The organism is Abyssisolibacter sp. ZYX002, assembly GCF_056892235.1.
The window spans coordinates 822,999-842,290 of record NZ_JARMXH010000002.1 but is presented as its reverse complement, the minus strand read 5'-3'; the positions used below and the strand labels follow the sequence as shown (position 1 = coordinate 842,290).

General features: G+C 30.3%; 16 protein-coding genes. 15 read left to right on the top strand and 1 reads right to left on the bottom strand.

The window, feature by feature from the left end; genetic code table 11:
- The first annotated feature begins 385 nt into the window (after nucleotides 1-385).
- The 9 genes from P3X86_RS10010 to P3X86_RS09970 all read left to right on the top strand — a co-directional run bounded on the left by P3X86_RS10010 (nucleotide 386) and on the right by P3X86_RS09970 (nucleotide 11,303).
- A complete protein-coding gene (locus P3X86_RS10010) occupies nucleotides 386-1,351 on the top strand; it encodes a right-handed parallel beta-helix repeat-containing protein (protein ID WP_483292533.1) in 966 nt (321 codons plus the stop codon).
- Nucleotides 1,352-1,513: 162 nt separating this feature from the next.
- A complete protein-coding gene (locus tag P3X86_RS10005) occupies nucleotides 1,514-2,341 on the top strand; it encodes a YiiX/YebB-like N1pC/P60 family cysteine hydrolase (protein ID WP_483292532.1) in 828 nt (275 codons plus the stop codon).
- A 343-nt stretch (nucleotides 2,342-2,684) separates the two neighbouring features.
- Nucleotides 2,685-3,389, top strand: a complete 705-nt coding sequence (locus P3X86_RS10000) for a cysteine hydrolase family protein (RefSeq protein WP_483292531.1) — start codon at nucleotides 2,685-2,687, stop codon at nucleotides 3,387-3,389.
- A gap of 411 nt (nucleotides 3,390-3,800) precedes the next feature.
- Nucleotides 3,801-5,567, top strand: coding sequence for a glycoside hydrolase family 2 protein (locus tag P3X86_RS09995; protein WP_483292530.1), 1,767 nt, complete (start codon nucleotides 3,801-3,803; stop codon nucleotides 5,565-5,567).
- A 14-nt stretch (nucleotides 5,568-5,581) separates the two neighbouring features.
- Nucleotides 5,582-7,048, top strand: a complete 1,467-nt coding sequence (locus tag P3X86_RS09990; protein ID WP_483292529.1) for an alpha-L-fucosidase — start codon at nucleotides 5,582-5,584, stop codon at nucleotides 7,046-7,048.
- Nucleotides 7,048-8,430, top strand: coding sequence for an MFS transporter (locus P3X86_RS09985; protein WP_483292528.1), 1,383 nt, complete (start codon nucleotides 7,048-7,050; stop codon nucleotides 8,428-8,430). The genes P3X86_RS09990 and P3X86_RS09985 overlap by 1 nt, the downstream gene beginning before the upstream one ends.
- Nucleotides 8,431-8,440: 10 nt before the next feature.
- Nucleotides 8,441-9,103 carry a TetR/AcrR family transcriptional regulator gene (locus tag P3X86_RS09980; RefSeq protein ID WP_483292527.1) on the top strand — a complete coding sequence of 221 codons (663 nt, stop codon included), beginning with the start codon at nucleotides 8,441-8,443 and terminating at the stop codon, nucleotides 9,101-9,103.
- 42 nt (nucleotides 9,104-9,145) lie between these two features.
- The gene (locus P3X86_RS09975) at nucleotides 9,146-10,453 is read left to right on the top strand and encodes a glycoside hydrolase family 1 protein (RefSeq protein WP_483292526.1); all 1,308 of its coding nucleotides are present in this window, start codon (nucleotides 9,146-9,148) and stop codon (nucleotides 10,451-10,453) included.
- 274 nt (nucleotides 10,454-10,727) lie between these two features.
- Nucleotides 10,728-11,303 carry a hypothetical protein gene (locus P3X86_RS09970; protein WP_483292525.1) on the top strand — a complete coding sequence of 192 codons (576 nt, stop codon included), beginning with the start codon at nucleotides 10,728-10,730 and terminating at the stop codon, nucleotides 11,301-11,303.
- 379 nt (nucleotides 11,304-11,682) lie between these two features.
- Here P3X86_RS09970 and P3X86_RS09965 read toward each other — a convergent pair whose 3' ends face one another.
- Nucleotides 11,683-12,183, bottom strand: a complete 501-nt coding sequence (locus P3X86_RS09965) for a DUF5698 domain-containing protein (protein ID WP_483292524.1) — start codon at nucleotides 12,181-12,183, stop codon at nucleotides 11,683-11,685.
- Between the two features lie 200 nt (nucleotides 12,184-12,383).
- On the opposite strand from P3X86_RS09965, the gene P3X86_RS09960 reads away from it, so the two are divergent.
- The 6 genes from P3X86_RS09960 (at nucleotide 12,384) to P3X86_RS09935 (ending at nucleotide 19,282) form a co-directional block, all read left to right on the top strand.
- Nucleotides 12,384-12,938 (top strand): DUF4275 family protein, encoded by a 555-nt coding sequence (locus tag P3X86_RS09960; RefSeq protein WP_483292523.1) that lies wholly within the window; start codon nucleotides 12,384-12,386, stop codon nucleotides 12,936-12,938.
- A gap of 23 nt (nucleotides 12,939-12,961) precedes the next feature.
- Nucleotides 12,962-13,657, top strand: coding sequence for a cysteine hydrolase family protein (locus P3X86_RS09955; RefSeq protein ID WP_483292522.1), 696 nt, complete (start codon nucleotides 12,962-12,964; stop codon nucleotides 13,655-13,657).
- A gap of 715 nt (nucleotides 13,658-14,372) precedes the next feature.
- The gene (locus P3X86_RS09950; protein WP_483292521.1) at nucleotides 14,373-15,233 is read left to right on the top strand and encodes an AraC family transcriptional regulator; all 861 of its coding nucleotides are present in this window, start codon (nucleotides 14,373-14,375) and stop codon (nucleotides 15,231-15,233) included.
- Nucleotides 15,234-15,324: 91 nt separating this feature from the next.
- A complete protein-coding gene (locus tag P3X86_RS09945; RefSeq protein WP_483292520.1) occupies nucleotides 15,325-15,876 on the top strand; it encodes a hypothetical protein in 552 nt (183 codons plus the stop codon).
- 329 nt (nucleotides 15,877-16,205) lie between these two features.
- The gene (locus tag P3X86_RS09940; RefSeq protein WP_483292519.1) at nucleotides 16,206-16,418 is read left to right on the top strand and encodes a CPBP family glutamic-type intramembrane protease; all 213 of its coding nucleotides are present in this window, start codon (nucleotides 16,206-16,208) and stop codon (nucleotides 16,416-16,418) included.
- 1,151 nt (nucleotides 16,419-17,569) lie between these two features.
- Nucleotides 17,570-19,282: a WG repeat-containing protein gene (locus tag P3X86_RS09935; RefSeq protein WP_483292518.1), complete on the top strand. Its 1,713-nt coding sequence runs from the start codon at nucleotides 17,570-17,572 to the stop codon at nucleotides 19,280-19,282.
- The last annotated feature ends 10 nt before the right edge of the window (nucleotides 19,283-19,292 follow it).

Genomic DNA, 19,292 nt, shown 5'->3' with positions numbered 1-19,292 from the left:
GCTAAAGGAATGACTGTTAATAACACAGCTAAAGCTCCAGAAGGGAATAATGTTACAACGACACCAGTAAGAAATGTAGAGAGTGATATGCGTGATATGATGAAGAAACTTGCTCAAGGTATAGTTATCAACAACTAATATCTTAATAATTAAATTCTAATATAAATTCCGTTTGATGATTTTATAATTGTTGATAAAACCTCTTGAATAGGAGGTTTTTTTATTTCTCTTTTTGCCTTTACTACATAAACTAATGCTATGGAGGATTCTATCTAAAAATGGGATTGAAAATTAATTAGTATTATTGCCTAACCCCTAGAATTGGATAACACGTCTTGTATTGTGACTCATAAAATATAATAAAGATAATGAAAGGGGTTAGAAAATGAGTATATTAGTAGTTCCAACGGATTATCCTACGATACAGGCAGCAGTAGATGCAGCTCATCCAGGGGATACAGTTAAAATATTACCAGGAGTTTATACTGAGAGTATTGTGGTAAATCAAGATGATATTTCAATTGAAGCAACAGTGAATGTATTTTTAGACGGAGTAGATAAATCAAAAGTAGGATTTCTTGTGTTTGGGAAAAATGTCTCTATAGAGCATATCAATATAATGAATACATTTTTAGGAATTATGATGGAAGGTGATGGAGGTTTTCTTCATTTAGTTTATTGTCTAGACAATGCTACTTTTGGTATACAAATAGGTGCTAATAATTGTAGAGTAGAACAATGTAAATGTCTTGGTAATGGAATAGCTGGCATGGATTTAGGTGGTGATAATAATATTATATATAATAATGGATGTATAAACAATTTAATGGCAGGTATAGCGAATAGTAATAGTCCATTAACTAATTCAATCTTAAAGAGAAATGATATAGATAGTAGTTTATATGGTTTCGGCTTTACATTAGCAGATTCATCAGGAAATCATATAATTAAAAATATTATAACATCACAGACAGGTATATTATTAGAAGCAAGTGATACATGTATTGCTGATAATATTATGAATGTAGAAAAAGTAGGTATTCAAATAAATTCACAGAATAACAAAATGTGCAATAATCAAATTGCTGGTGGAAATAATGGAATTCAAGTTTCACAAAATAACAATATGATTCATAGTAATATTATCAATACAATTAGTCAAACGGGTATTTCTCTTTTATCAAATAATAATAAGGCTTCGTGTAACATTATTTCTAATGTTCAAGTTGGTATACAAATAGTGGGAAAAGATAATTGCATTAAGTGTAACGAATTCTTTAATAACGGTAAAAATGTTTTATTATCATGCAAGAAATACAATTTAAAAAATGAAACTGTTGACGAGGAGTAAGGAAAGTATCTAATATCTGTAATATATAAGAAAGTTCAAACTTCCACCAATCAGCAAGTATGTTTTAATTTACCTCTTGTTGCACCGTTATAATGATGATAAAATCTATTAGAATTTATAAAGTCTTTAAACACGCAAGATAAACGGAGAGGAGAGTACAAGATGAAAAGATTTATATCGGGATTTATAACTATGATGTTGATAATCGGATTAAGTAACATGTGCTTTGCAAATAGTCAAGATAGTGTTGAGGTTAAATTACAGAAAGAATATGAAGAATTTTCAAGGTTTGCTTATCAAAAAGGTTTTTATAATGATATTTCTCTAGAAGATTTTATTTCAGGTTATAATAGTGACAAATATACTGATATAATAGATTATGTAGATAGCCAATATAAGTTATTAGCTCAAAATGGTTTTACATCAGACAAAGATATAATAAATACTTCACCAGGTACTGATTCGTGGCATTATAATACTGGAACAAAGTTACCACAAAAGCCAAGCTACAAAAAATATAAGTTGCTAGATAAATGTAAAAAAGGAGATATAGTATACGAAGCGAAGGGAATGTATGGTATTATAGGACATTCAGCCTTAGTTGAGGGTAAATTTTATGACCCAGTTCAAGGGGTATATTATATAAGATTAGTTGAAGGTCTTAGCTATGGAGTGTCTAGAAGCTTATTAGATGATAAAAGATTAGACGATAGAAAAGGTTATATTTATAGAATAAAAAATGCAACTTATGAACAAAAATGTGGCGCTGTAAAATTCTGTTTAAGCCAACTGGGGAAAAATTATAAAGGTGAATTTAGCAAAGACCTAAACCCAGAGGAAAATGATTGGTACTGTTCAGAGCTTGTATGGGCAGGCTATATGAATCAGGGATTAGATATAGAAACTAAGTGGTATATAAATGAACCTGGAGTTAGTCCTAGAGATATAACTATGTATTCTTCTGAGGCTGAACATATTAAAGTTAGGTAGTTATAGATAAAAAAATTCCTTATTGCTTATTAGGAATTTTTTTTATGCTTTAAATACATGGTTGTACATGAAAAATAAATGAATGCTAAGATGCTTAGATAGAGAAATATTTAGAGTTTTCAAAGAGAACAGAAGATATAGCTATGACAAAAAGTAATGTATATGTTTATCAGGCATATCATAGTACGAGAGAACATATCATATAAATAACCCATAGGAACAAATCACAGATGTATTAGCTTTGAGGGAAAAGAAAATGTTTATATTCACATACATGAAATGTAATATGGACAATAATCTTAGGATAAATTACTGAAATATGATTATATATGGAGGTGTTGTTATGATAGATAGCATAGATATTTTTATGAAAAACGCAAAAAAAGTGTTAACCTCAATGATTAGCAGACTGTACTATTTAGATTCAATTAAAATAAGTTCCTTAGATCCACATAAAACAATGCTCATAATTATAGATATGAATAATGGATTTGCAAAACAAGGAGCACTATTTTCAAGCAGGATAAAAGAGCTCATACCTAACGTTGTAAAATTAACAAAAAACTGTATAGAAAAAGGAATAATTACTATTGCTTATACTGATACACACACAGAAGATTCTCCTGAGTTAAAGAGCTTTCCAGAGCATTGCATGAAAGGAAGTAAAGAAGCAGAAGTGATAGATGAACTATTAGTTTTTAAAGACAAAGGATTACGTGTTTATGAGAAAAATTCAACCAATGGAATGATGGCTGTAAACCCAATGGAAGCTTTAACAGCTAGGTATTCAATTGAAAGAATTAACAAAATAGACACTTTCGTCATCATAGGATGTGAGACAGATATATGTGTGTATCAATATGCTACAACATTAAAAGCATATTTAAATCAAAATAACATAAACTCAAGGGTCATAGTACCAATGAATTGTGTGGATACTTTTAATATTCCAGATGTACATGATGCTGAGTTTATGAATATAGTATTTTTTAATAGTATGCTTGACAATGGTTTAGAAGTTGTTAAATCTATAGAATTGAGGAGCTAGAACATAAGGATTAACTAATCAAAACTGCTAATATACACAAGCAAAAAACGTCCTGAGTTGAAAGAGTTATAATTAATCTTTAAAAACAATTTCAATTTTCTAGGAGATAACGTAGTATATTATGCAGTATTTATAGAAAATAAAAGTGGATAATATTATAATGTGTGCATAACTACTAATCTCTTGCTTTTAGCAAGAGATTTTTTAGTTTGTATTTTTTCTTGATATAGTACCTAGTTTTATTAGTAGAAAAACTAGAGGAAATATATTTTTTATAATATTTGACACATTGTGTAAAATGTTATATTATAAAATTACACACAGTATGAAATATTATAATATATACAATACACCTACCGCAATTAATTCCCAATTTAACTAATTAAACCTTGGAAAGAAGGTCAAATTTTTATGAAAAGTAGATGGTTTGATTATGTAGATTGCTCATGCCCGTTACCTGAATATCCAAGACCACAGATGGTTAGACCAAAATGGATTAATCTAAATGGCCTGTGGGAATATGCAATTACACCAAAAGATGCACAACAGCCTAAAGAATATGATGGCACTATTTTGGTTCCTTTTTGCATAGAATCACTACTATCAGGAGTTCAAAAAAGATTGTCAAATGAAGAATTTCTCTGGTATAGACGGACGTTTGAATATGAAACGCTCAATGAGCAGAAGCTTTTATTGCATTTTGGGGCTGTAGATTGGAAGGCTAATGTATGGCTCAATAATCATTATCTGGGTTCTCACACAGGAGGTTATCTACCATTTACATTTGATGTAAGTAATTTCATTATCGACGGTAGTAATGAACTGGTTGTATCTGTTTGGGATCCAACAGATAGTTACTGGCAACAATGTGGCAAGCAAAGGTCAATAAATAAAGGCATATATTACACACCCATTTCTGGCATATGGCAAACGGTATGGCTAGAACCTGTTCCAGTTACATACATAGAAGATATTAAAATTACGCCTGATATAGATAGTGAGCTAGTTAAGATAATCTGTTATGCTAATAATAATTTTGATGTTAGATTGACAATTATTCATAACGGTGAAGTCGAAGCTATATCTAAAGGTAGGGTTTCAGAAGAAATAGACATAACAATCCAATCACCACAGCTATGGTCTCCAGATTCCCCTTTTCTATATGATGTTGTTGTTGAATTAATGCAAAATGAACAAGTACTAGACAGAATTGATAGCTACTTTGCTATGAGAAAATTTAGTGTGACATCAGATAGCATGGGTATAAGACGCTTTGCATTGAACAATGAACTCATTTTCATACATGGACCTTTAGATCAGGGTTATTGGCCAGATGGTTTATATACTGCCCCAACAGACGAAGCGCTCAGATATGATCTTGAATTAACGAAGGCTATGGGATTTAATATGACTAGAAAACACATAAAAGTTGAGCCAGCAAGATGGTATTATCATTGTGATAAGCTCGGAATAATTGTATGGCAAGATATGCCTTGTAGTAGCAATGCAGCTTATAGTCGCATGGAAGCTATTTTTACACTTTGGAGTGGTGTGAGGATATATAAAAGAGATGACACTACTAGAAGACGGCTCAAGCTAGCCTGTAGAGATACTTATGAATCCAGACTGGATTTTGAAAGTGAGCTAAAAGGTGTGATAGATACTCTCTACAACGTACCATCCATAGGTATGTGGGTATTATTTAATGAAGCTTGGGGGCAATATGATGCTAAGAGAATAACAGAGTGGTGTAAGGACTATGATTCTTCTAGATTAATAGATGAAGCAAGTGGTTGGTTTCATCAGGGAGCAGGAGATGTCCATAGTTTACATATCTATAATAAACCTTTATATATCCCCAAAAACATTCTCAATAAAAGGGTGTATGTCGTTTCAGAATACGGAGGAAAGACATTTCGTGTAGAAGGAAACACATGGAAAGGGTCAAAAGAATTTGGATATGGTAAGGAAACTTCAATAAAAGCTCTTACAGACAGCTATATTTCTTTGATTCTTAACGAGTTAAAACCTATTACACAAGAAGGTTGTAGTGGGGCAGTATATACACAGCTGACAGATGTGGAGGACGAGATTAATGGTTTAATTACATATGACAGAAAGGTGGTTAAAATGAACATTGCTCAAGTTGCTAAGGTAAATAGTACAATTAAGTACTAATAAGGAGGGTGCAAATGCTTAACTATCAAGCAAGTTATAAGTCAGTAAGTACTCATAAGATACCCAAGTGGTATGAGGACGCTAAATTCGGTATATTCATTCATTGGGGATTATATTCTATTCCTGCTTGGGCAGAGCCTGGTGACATCAATGAGAAAATCAAAAATCATGGGCATGGCCCTCACTTCTATCATAATTCCTACGCTGAGTGGTATAAAAATACTTATCAATTAGAAGGATCAAAAGCAAAAGAATATCATATGAATACTTTTGGAAAGCATTTTGACTACAATGATTTTCAAAAGGATTTTGAAAAAAAAGGTTCTTTTATGGATCCTAAAACATGGGCGAAGATATTTAAAGAGATAGGAGCACAATACGTTGTCTTGGTGGCAAAACATCATGATGGTTATTGTTTATGGCCAACAAAGCAAACCAATCCAGTAACATCTAATTTTTATTCAAAAAAGGACTACGTTGGAGAAATAACAGAAGCTATTAGGGCAGAAGGTATGAAAATAGGAGTATACTATTCTGGTGTAATTGATTGGAGCGTAAGGAATTATCCATCTAAGAATACGTATACACTTGCTAAGAATTTTCAGCATAATGCTAAGTACATAAAATATGCAACTAATCAGTACAAAGAACTGATTGACACATATAAGCCTTCGATATTATGGAATGATATTGGATATCCTTGTGGTTATGATTTAAACAAACTATTTTCTTATTACTATAACAATGTACCTAATGGTGTTATCAATGATAGGTGGGAGCAGGATTATGTACCAATGAATCCATTATTACAGCCTTTAGTTAAGCTAGTTTGCTGGAATATTGATCGCAAAACAAAACAGATTGAATTTAATGTATCGGATAAGGAGAAGTTTTGGTTTGATTATAAAACGCCAGAATATAGCCAATATAAAGAAAAAACATGTTTTAAGTGGGAAATGATTCGTGGAGTAGGTGATTCTTTTGGATATAACCAAAATGAAACCATTGATAACATGATGGAAGCAAGAGAGCTAATCCATTTATTGATAGATGTTGTCAGCAAGAATGGTAACTTATTGATTAATGTAGGACCAAGAGCAGATGGCTCCATTCCAGATATACAGTTGGAGCCTCTTAAAGAAATGGGAAAATGGCTAACTGTTAATGGAGACGCAATATACGGTACAAGAACTTTTGAAAGAGCGACTGGAACAACAGCTGACGGTAAGCCTGTTAGATTTATTCAAAAAAATGACGCTGTATATGCTATAATCCTTGGTAGCTTAGATAACACATTAATTATTGAAGGGTTAGAAAGTCATTTTATAAAATCTGTAACAGTGCTAAATGGTTCTAAGGTAAAACGGTGGGCTAATGATGGGAAACGGGTGATTATTAATCTAGAGGTGAGTGAACAATCAATATATGCAAATGCGATTAAATTTGAGCTAGATACTAAATGTTCGGGGAGGGACGTGTAATGCAAAAACGATTGACATTAAAAGAAAAACTGACTTATTCTTTAGGAAACTTAGGAGTCGGTATTATAATGACATTGCATATGTGGTATCTTGTGTATTTCTTTTTTCCACCTTGTGATTCAGGTATTAAATACACTATTCCGCAAAATGCAGTATTTTTAGGAGTTACAATTCTTGGACTAATTATGGCAACTGGAAGAATATTTGATGCGATCACAGACCCTATTATTGCTAATAGAAGTGATAATAAAAAACATAAATTAGGTAAAAGGATTCCTTTCATGCGAAGATATGGATTTGCTATGGCAGCTTCATATGTACTTATTTTTATTGTGCCAATACCAAATGAAATTCATATATATAATGTCTTATGGCTTGCAATTTTTATGTTTCTTAGTGCTCTGTTTTTTACACTGTATACAGTACCTTATTATTCATTGCTGGTGCATATTGGAAAGCATCCTGATGATAAAATTGATTTGGCAACTTTCAATAGTGTTTTTTGGTTCAGTGGCTTATTATTGACGTCATTTGCTGCAGGGTCATGGGAGATGATATATAATTGGCTTGGGGTGTCAATGCAAAGTGCTATTCAAATTTCCTTTGTTGTCTTAGGAGTATTTGGATTTATATTTTTAATGATACCTGCTTACTTATTGGATGAGAACAAATATGGTAAACAGGTAGCCCATGTAGATAATTATAGGTTCAAAGATTCCATGAAGCAGGTGTTAAAAAACAAGAATTTTGTTAGATTTTTATTTGCAAATGCTAGCTATACACTAGCAACTTATATGTATGAAACAGGGTTATTGTATTTCATTACAGTACTTGCACTTAAAGATAAATCATTACAAGGAATTTTGGCAATAGTTATAGGATTGGCTACTCTGGCGACATATCCTATCGTTAACAAACTTGCCAAGAAAAAAGGGAAGAAAATTTTAATGAGCTTAGGTTTTGTGTTATTTGCCGTGTCATTTATAGATATTACGTTGTTTGGGTTGTTTGGAATAAATGTCAACATATTGATTGTGTTACTCGTTATCATTACACCATTGCCACAGGCTATTTTTGGGATTTTGCCACATGCTATGGTTGCTGATTGTGCAGCATATGATCAACATATTAATGGCAAGGATCAATCAGGTATGTACATGGCAGTTAATGGATTTTTTACTAAGATAGGAACGAGTATCGCGACAATACTCTTTACTTCTCTCTTAGTTTTTGGAAAAGATCCAGGAAATGATCTAGGGATTAGGATGATAACAATTGCAGGTGCAGTTTTATCAATTTTAAGTGTTGGCTTAATATCGAAATATAATGAGAAAGAGATAATGAGTTATGCAAGTAAAGAAAGAGCAAAAAGTATCGAATAGGAGCTATATAATGGAAAAACGAGATAAACGAAGAGAAGAGAAAAGAAATATTATAATAAAAGCAGCAAAAGATGTGTTTTTAAGGAAGGGTTTATTTAATGTCATCATGGATGATATTGCAACAGAGGTTGGACTAACAAGAAGGACTCTTTACCATTATTTTAAGACAAAAGAAGAATTGGCTTATGAAACAGCTATTATTCTATTGAGCGAGTGGAATGATTACTGCTTAGAAGTATATAAAAGATTAAATGGAACAGGTTTAGAACAGTTTAAGAACTTTTTTGATTGTCTTATTGACCATATGGCATTGCAACCTAAAATAATTAAATATTTGGTAGAGTTCGATTTTTATTTTAGTGATGATAGAAGAGAAAAACCATCGACAGATAGTATTAATCGATTTAGTGTTATTGTTCTAAGATCTGATGACTTAATAAAACGGTTAATGGAGAGAGGGATAAAAGATGGGTCAATGAGAAAGGACATTGATGTAAAGCTAATGACTGCTACCATTAGTAACGTGTTATGGAGTTTTGGACAAAATATAGTTATTCGTGGAGAAAAAATAGAGATTGAGTCTGGCATCAAAAATATTGAACTCATCAGAAATCAAGTATCGCTCTATGTAATGGTATTAAAAAGTAAAGGCAAATATATTGATAAGATATAGTTATTTATATTGCAAGAGAATTAATGGAAGTGGAGGATTGGTATGAAAGAGCTAATATTACCAAAAAAAATACTATTAGGTTGTGCAACTGCTGCTACTCAGATTGAAGGCGGTGATAAAAATAGTAATTGGTACCATTGGTCTCAAAAAGGTAAAATTGCCAATAATGAGAGTTCAATTGTTGCGGCAGACCACTATAATAGATATGTTGAAGATATTAATTTAATGAAAGAAATGAATCTAGAAGTATACAGAATGAGTATCGAGTGGAGTCGTATAGAACCTAAAGAAGGAACTTGGTCTCAGGAAGGTATTCTTCATTATCAAGATGAGATTAAGAAGTTGATAAAAGCGGGTATCAAGCCGTTAGTCACATTACATCATTTTTCACATCCACAGTGGTTTGAGGAAATAGGAGCATGGACTAATAGAGATAGTGTTAATTATTTTAAACGATTTGTTAAGAAAGTAGTTGAAACTATTGGAGATTATGTGAGTGAGTATTGCACTATCAATGAACCTAATGTTTTTGTAACAGATACCTATATGGATGGCAAATATCCACCAGGTCATAATGATGATATTGTTTCTTATTTCAAAGCTGCTAAGAACTTGATATTAGCTCATTTACATGCTTATCAGCTAATACACAAAATTAGAAAAAAAATAGGGTATGATAATACAATGGTCGGGTTTGCTCATCATTTAGCTTATTTCGAGTGCAAGAATAGTAATCCTCTTACGAAGCTAAGTAAGCGATTGATGGATTATTCATTTCATGGATTATTTTTTAATGGTATGGTAAATGGTCATCTAACTTTTCCTATTGGGTTTGGGTATCCTATAGGGAAAGGAATCTACTGTGATTTCATAGGAGTTAATTATTATTCTAGGCATATTATACATCCTAGTAAGAATCCAGCTATGCTATTTGGGGAAGTAAAAGTTGAAGAAGATTTGCCTGATTTTAGAGTAAATGATCTAGGATGGGAATTATATCCACAAGGATTATATCAAGTCGTAAAGAAGACATATGACAAATATAAGCTGCCTATCTTCATTACAGAGAATGGTATACCCGATGCAAAAGATATTAAACGATCTAAGTTCATATATGATCATCTAGCAAAGATATGCGAGCTTATTTCAGATGGAGTAGATGTAAGACGCTATTATCACTGGTCTCTTCTTGATAATTTAGAATGGAATGACGGTTATGGTCCGCGCTTCGGCTTGATTGAAGTTGATTATGATACACTTGAACGTAATATAAGAAAAAGTGGTATTTTCTATTCCGAGATTTGTAAAGAGAAAAGAGTAACTAAAAACATGATAGAAACTTATCTATAATTGGGTAATTTAGAACTTAGAATGAAAACAGAAAAAATTTAATAAAATATAAACATTAATGGGTTAAAACTATAAGATTTTATGTTTGTATTGTGCTTTGACTATTAATAGAACTTATATGAATTTAATTAAAGGTTATTTACTAATTATATTGATAAAGTTGTATAACCGTGGTACAATAAACCTTGGTATTCTAATTTTAGATAAAAAGTTACAAATTTCTTATTTTGACAGAATACTCAAAACTTAATAATTGACACCAAGGGGGATAAGTATGAAGAAAAAATTGTTAGTAGTATTATTAATTTTGGGAGTTATTTCTTTAACTGCATGTCAAGGAGGTAATGTTGAAGAACTCAAAAAAAGTGAAAAAGCATTACAAGTAGAGTTAGATAAAGTAAAAAAAGAGAGAGATAAATATAAAGCTGATTACATAAGTGTTCAAAAACAGTTAGACGAAATTACTAAGCAGAAGAAAGTAGAAGAGAATGATGTTACAGTAGTTGTAGTAGATAAGGTTAACATAGCTCAAAATATAAGCAAAGGGATATATAGCGATCGATCAGAATTTCATATTAGCATTACAAATAATACAGATAAAGACATAAAAGGGATTCAAGGTGTAATTGATATACAAGATTTATTTGGGGTAAGTATTAAGAAGTTTAATTGTGATCTTGTAGGAAAGGTTATTAAACCAAAGGAAACAATAGTAAATAAAAACTTGGGTTTTGATATTAATGAATTCATGGATGACCATGTAAAAGTATTTACAAATAAATTTGATGATTTAAAATTTGTATATACTGTAAATAAAATTGTATTTACAGACGGAACTATAAAAGAATAGAAACGCTAATTTTAAAAGGCTGTTCGGGAAAATGACCACTAGATAAAGCAAAAGTGGTTATTTTTGTATACTTTTAGACAACATCGATAGTAACTTGGTAAGTATTATGAGGCTAAGAATTGCTTTGAGTAATATAAAAATAAAAACCATAAAATTATTAACTAATCAATAAAATATTTTCAATATGGAGGGAGTAAAAATACTAGAATATGCATTATACATAAATAACGAGAAAATATTCATAAATTAGAAGATGAAGTCGAAAACCAAATTAGATAATAAATAGGGAATAGAGTTTGTTGCCAATGTTAAAAAGTCTAATACATTTAAAGATAAATGGATAAATTTAGCTGAGGAATATTTCAAAGAAAGCGAAAATTTATGGTTTATTATATCTTCTTTTAAAATTGATAGGATAAAATGAAATGATAAATGCATGAGGTTCATAATCTTTAACTATTTTCATTAATTTTTTTTCATCTTGCTTATTAATCAATATATCCAATTTATATCTTTTGCCTTTGCATCCTTCACCCTCAAAAACAGTTACACCAAAATTTTGCTCTCTAAGCTTATTAATTAATGATTGATTTTTATTCTTTAAGCTTATATGGTAGGATGAATATCCTATATATAGCTTTCTTTCTATTTTATTGCCTAAAAATATCCCAAAACCAAAACTAATAGCGTAAATCAACATTGCAATAAAAGGCTGGTCGTCTTTAATAATAATAGATAATCCAAAAATATAAACAATAGCTTCAAAAAAACCAAGAATAGAAGCTAGAATACTATAATTTCTAACCATAAAAATAGTTCTCATAGTTAAAAGAGGAACGTATAATAATTGAAGTATTATAATTAATAGTATAGCTTTCATGAGTCACCTTCCTTTTTAATACAGCACTATTATTAGTGTGTGGTATTGATTGTTTTTATACATAATAGTATTAATTATTAATAGACGTGGGAACATAAGTATTGAAAGATTTTTTGTGCTAAGATTTAGTTCAAGTGATATAATAATAAAAATAATATAATTATTGATTAATCAAAGAATTCTAAAAGGAGAAAATCAAAATGTTAGATTATTCATTTATAAATAGGGAACAAGTAAAGATTCACAAATTAGAAGATGAGGTTGAAAAACAAATCAGACTAGACCTACTTGATAGGATAATTGAACAAATGAATGATTATGATGTTCATATAAAAGAATATGAATATTCTAAGAAAAGAAATGAAGCAGTAAGCCGAGGGGTTAATTTTGTTGCAAATGTTGAGAATGCAAATGATCTTAAAGAAAGATGGATAAATATGTTTACAACTGATATTGATGATAAAGTAAAAGAAGAAATTTATTTTAATAGTTTTTTGTGGCATATATTTAGCTATAGAAAATTGATAGCTAAGACAGGGCAAGAGGCGAGAGAGATGTTTAATAACTGTAATAAAAACACTGTATATATCTTTTATCAACATAGCGAAGTGACGTATTTTATTAATAACCCACAGAAACTACTAGCAAGTGATTTTGATTTGGAGGAAGATATATATGTCTTTGATGTAAAAGAAAAATGGACTTATATACATACCCATGAACAACAATGTGGACCATATTTTTATAGAACTTAAGAATTTAATATGGAGGTGCAAACATGATAGATAACATACAGGTTTTTATGAACAATGCAAAAGAAATGTTAAGTTCAATGATTAGAAGATTGAACAATTTGGATCAAATCAAACTAAGTTCTTTAAATTCACATAAAGTAATGCATATTATTATAGATATGAATAATGGATTTGCAAAACAAGGTGCATTATATTCAAGCAGAGTAAAAGGTATTATACCCAACGTCGTGAAATTAACTAGCAAATGTATAGAAAAAAAGATCATTACTATAGCTTATACAGATAATCATACAGAAACTTCACCTGAGTTGAAAAGTTTTCCTACACATTGCATGAAAGGAAACAAAGAATCAGAAGTGATAGATGAGTTATTGGTTTTTAAAGAAAAAGGGTTACGAGTTTACGAGAAAAATTCGACTAACGGAATGATGGCTACAAATCCAGTAAAAGCTTTAAGAGATGAGTATCCAGAAGAAAGAATAGATAGTATAGATACTTTCATCGTCACAGGATGTGTGACAGATATATGTGTATATCAATATGCCACAACACTAAAATCATATTTAAATCAAAAGAATATAGATGCACGAGTTATTGTGCCAATAGACTGTGTGGATACTTTTGATATTCCCAATGTACATGATGCTGAGTTTATGAATGTAGTATTTTTATGTAGTATGCTAGATAATGGGATAGAAGTTGTTAAATCTATTGACTAATGTTGTTGATAAGAGTAAAGTGTTTTTAGAAGTAGAGGATAATAATGTTAAAGAATTATAATAAGACAAAAAACCTCAGTAAGAAAGAACATACTGAGGTTTTTTATCTATTTACGACCATGAATCCATTGTAAACCCCAACCAAAATGTATATCCATATTTAGATGACCTTTAAAGTATTTTACAGATTTTTGCACTTTGAAAGTTTCATCATTTACGTTTTCTAATAAAGCAATAGAGTACATACCTAGGCCATTTCTCTGTTCATCCATCCTAACAGTTATATCGTTTTAACGACTATTTGGTTTAGTACAAATACTTCTTCTAAAAAATTAAACGTGTTATGAATGATAAAAGAAGCTATGTGTATTTTTTAGATTCAGAAACTTTTGAAGGACTTATGCCTTATTGGAGATATACAGGTTCATCATGATTTGGAGACTAAAAAACTTTTATGGGTGGAAGGATTTGAGAGATATTATCCTAAGGCATAGAAGACCCAGATTATTTCGTGCTAAAATTTACAACAAAAAAAGTGAGTTTTTATAATAATCTAGAAGAATTAACAGTTGATATTGACGAGGGATAGAAGCTATTTTATAAATTCAAATTTAGTTAGCATAAAACGGGTATATTAATAACATATAAAAAACATAGCAAGAATGATGAAAAAACTCAAATTCCATTATGGTATATTAATCATGGAGGTGCTCGTATGAAAACCAATTATGATAATATTTTATATCTTGTTGATTTAATAGAAAAAGACTTAAGTCTAAATTATAATCTTGAGTTCTTAGCAGAAAAAGTAGGATATTCAAAGTATCATCTGCATAGGATGTTCACCAATGTAGTAGGTATGTCGATGTACCAATATATAAAAAAAAGAAGACTAAGTGAAGCTGCAAAAAAATTATTATGTACAGATGATAGTATATTAAAAATATCACTAGACGCAGGTTATGAATCACAACAAGCTTTCTCGGATGCTTTTAAAACTGCACTAAAATTAAGTCCTAAAGCATTTAGATATAAAGTCAAAAAGTTTTCATTGACTCCAAGATTTAAAAGCACTTATAAAATGGAAGGAGAAAGAATCATGGACGTTAGGTTAGAAAACTGTGTGGAAATGACATTGGTAGGTTATAGTGCAAGTACATTGAAAGGATTTTTCGTTATTCCAAGACTATGGAAGAAATTGCATAAAGTGAAGCGTAAAGTTATCAATCGCATATCAAAAGAATGGGTATTTGGATTCAACGACTATGAGAATGCAGAAAAAACAGAAAATGGTTTAGGTTTTGAGTACTACGCTTGCATTGAAGTTGAAAATAGGAGTAACATTGATGATGACATGGTTAAAAAAGAATTACCAAAAAGTCGGTATGCTGTATTTTCTATCAAAGCAAAACCTCAAGATTCAATTGAATCAACTACAAACTATATTTATAAAGAGTGGTTCCCGTCTTCGTCATATCAACTAAACCATGAAGCAAAATATGATTTTGTTAAATATGGAGAGGTAGTAGATGAGAACGGTATAGCAGATATTGAGGTTTGGGTACCTATCTTATAGTTGCATTGGTTGTTTATTAACAGAGAGATTATGTATATAAGTCTAGAGAGATATATGCATACTTTTTATATCCAAGAATAGAGGAATTGGTATGAGTGAAAATATAAAAATACTAGTAGATGAATTGGGGAGTAAGGATAATAAAATACGAAAAAATGCACTTGATACTTTATTAGGGATAACAAATGAAAAAGTTAAGTGGATTTATGAGGTATGGGACATATTTGTAGAAAAACTTGATTCAAGTAATTCATATCAAAGAAGTATAGGTGTTTTTATGTTATCTAATCTTGTAAAGAGTGATTATGAGAATAGATTCTTTGATGTCATTAATAAGTATTTAGAATTAATGGAGGATGAAAGATTTATAACTGCAAGGCAAACAATACAAAGTTCATGGAAAGTTGCTATAGCAAAAAAAACACTGAGAAATAAGATTGCTAATTATTTACTAAAGATGTTTTTAGATAATAAGCACTTAAGCTCACATGCAAACTTGATAAGAAAAGACATCACACAGAGTTTAGTAAACATTAATAATTTGTATAAAAATGCAGTTGATTTAGGTGAGTTAGAGTTAAAAATAGAAATGTATTGCGATAAGAATGAGAAGAAAAAGCTTTATGTATTGTTAGGAAAATAGTAATATAAATGCCTTGATATCAAGGCATTTATATTTATACAGAACAGTGATTGATTTACAATTTTAAAACAGGGGGAATTACGTCTATTGTAAAAAAAATTATTATTAATATGTGCTCTATTCGTTAGTATTTTTATGATTGTTATATTTATGGTTCTATCAAATACAATGGATAAAACCAAGGCTCTAATACTTGGATTTGTAATATATTGGTTTATTTTATGTTGCCGGTTATTATTTTGAGTCATAAAACTTCAAATGGTTTTTTCCATAAGATATAGACCAAAATTGCTAATGAGATATACATATTATTTAATAACATTCATACCTTGCTTATCAACATATATTGTAGATTTAGAGAAACTGCATCAAAAGCCAGTACAAGTATAATATCAATATCTTTAGTTTTTGCAGTAATAAATGGAACAATAGAGGAGTTATTTTGGAGAGGTATTTTTAATAAAGTGTTTGAAGGAACGGTAGGAGCTTACATGTTTCTGTTAGTTTTTTTCGGACTCTGGCATGTGACTTTATGTAGATAGATGATATTGTATCAAGGGTGTACTGGTTTTCGTATAAGGCTCATATATAATTAGGCTGATATGGGAGATCGTAGTTTATAAGATGAAATTAAAAGGACTTAGATTTACAACGTATAATAACAAATTTATTTACATTTACTGGACTGATATCGAAAATTGGGCATAGTTCCTGAAAAGAAGAGCATGAGCTATCACTTTGTAGATTATCAATCATCATAATGGCGTAAAACTAGGATTTATTAATGTCCTAGTTTTTTATATGCTCTAATGTAATGCTTCAACACAAATGGTTATTTTACAACAATCGAAACAATAAAAATTCAAACTCTAAAGAAGGAACAAAAATTTTATGGTACCCTGTAACAAAATAACATAAAGTTGTAAAAGAAATGAAATATGTTTTTCACCATATTATGGTATAATTTATATGTAATTCTAAAAAATAATTAGATTATGCAAACGTTATGGAATAAAATTAATGGGTAACAAGTATATAGCGGAGACTTTATATTTTAGAGAATTAAGGTGATATTATGCAATAAATGAATATATATACCTTGGTAAGTCTTTGAACTAAAACTGCTATTACTTATTGACGTAAATTTATAAGGATGTTAATATACTGGTAAATAAAAACGATGATAATGATAATTATTTTTAAAGCAGACTTGGCAGATAAAGCTAGGTAAATAACATCTTAAATGTAAATATATAACTCGAACTAACCTTTATTGTTCATCATTATGCTAACGCTCTTAATGCGTTGATAGTCGTTGATTGTAAGTATACTTACAAAAAAATAAGCTTGTAATGCATCATGTGTTTAAGTTAAATTGCAAAAGACGTATTTATATTGATACTCTAATTAACAATACACAATATCTACTAGTCAAATTAATCAAAAGATTTAATAATAATTCTAAATTACAATTTGAGAAGAGATAAGTTTATAAGCGAAGAGTGTTTGTATAAATATGCAACGAAATGGCGAGGGGGGTGAACTGATTTCCATTGTATTATAATAATAAAAGGAATAACTATAGCAGCAATATCTCAAAAAAAATTTGATTTAGAAATTAATATTACAATTTAAGTCATAAGCAAAAGTAAAAGGATATGTAGAATAAAACTGAAAAAAGAGAGGGAAAATTATGAAAAAAATAATAGTATTTGGAATTTCGGCAATGATAGCATCGAATATATTAGGTAGTAGCGCTGCGGGCGAATATAGGATTGGACCAGATAACATGCCATCTCTACCTAAGCATACAAATGAAATGACGCGACCTGAGATGATGCCGTCTGGGTATGATAATACAATAACTAAACCTATCGGAAGAACAGTTTTAGATATTAAGAAAATAAGCAAGGATATCTTAGACAAAATAAAGTTTATAGATAAAAATTCATACAATGGAGTAAAATTAAGAATTCAAAAATTTGCAAAATCAAATGGGATTATACCTATTGCTTTATATAATCAAGAAAAGAAAATAGAGCATTATGGTTTTATAAACAATAGAGATGGTGGGTACATTCTACCTACGTTTGATTATATTCAGTTTCACAAGATTAATTATTTTGAAGGTGGTTTAGAACCTGTCGGAAAAGGTGGTAAATACGGGTATATAAACATCAAGGGAGAACAAGTTATTGACTTCAGATTTGAAGATGCTGGAGTTTTCCACAGTGGTTTAGCTTCAGTTAAGAAAAACGGCATGTGGGGTTATGTAGATAAAAAAGGTAATATAATTATAACGCCACAATTTAAGGAGGCAGCTCCTTTTATAGCAGGTGCAAATGTTGCCGAAGTATTAACTAAGGATAAAAAGAAAGCGTTAATTAATAAGCAAGGAGACATTCTACTACAATGCGATTGGCTTATGAATTTATCTGAAGGGAATATTTATTCAGAAAAAAAAGATTGCATGTATTTCTCTGCAACGAAAAATAATAAAAGTGCTTTAGTTAAAGTGGAAAAAGGTAGAGCAAAACGATTAACAGATTATATTTACACGATTATATATTATAATGATGGAGAATTTGGATATGAGAAACAAGGTTCAGATTATATGCCTGAACGTGGAACATTGGATTTAGAAGGTAAAGAGACTAAAGAAGTATACAATCCAGACGGATTGAAGTATGGTAAAGCTTACAATGGTAGACGTATAGTTATTAAAAATGGATTATACGGGATTGCAGATGAAAACAAAAAAATAATTCTTTCACCTAAATTTGCTTCTATCCAGCCTTTCGTTAATAAAAATTATACAATTGTAAGTACAATGGACGGGAAGCAAGGGCTAATTAACAGAGATGGTGACTTTATTTTAAAGCCAGGGAGTTTCCACATAACACCAGTAAAAAATAAAGAGGATTATGTTTTTGTTGGGATACCTGGAAAAGTAAAGTTATATGATGTAAAAAAACAAAAGTACATTGGGGGACAATTCGTTGAGATTCATCCAATGAATGATGATTTCATTGTTGTTGTAAATCATAGAAAAAGCGGACTTATGAATAAGAATGGCGAATTTATTGTAGAGCCATACGATGATTATTCATATGAAGAGCATAAAAAAGGCTACATCGTAAAAAGTACTAAAAAAGGGTTTTGCCTAACGAATTTGGCAGGAAAGAAGTTAAGTGAGGAAATATATCAATCAATACAACATATAGATGAAAATAACTACCGTGTTGTAATGAAAAACAACAGATATGGATTAGCAGATAAAGATGGTAAACTATTGATTCCATGCATATTTGAGTTAATTAAAACTATAGATAAGACGAAGGCTCAAATCATTTTAAAAGATGGAGATAGTATAACTATCGGAACTGTAGAGATACCAAGTAAATAAAGAATAGCTA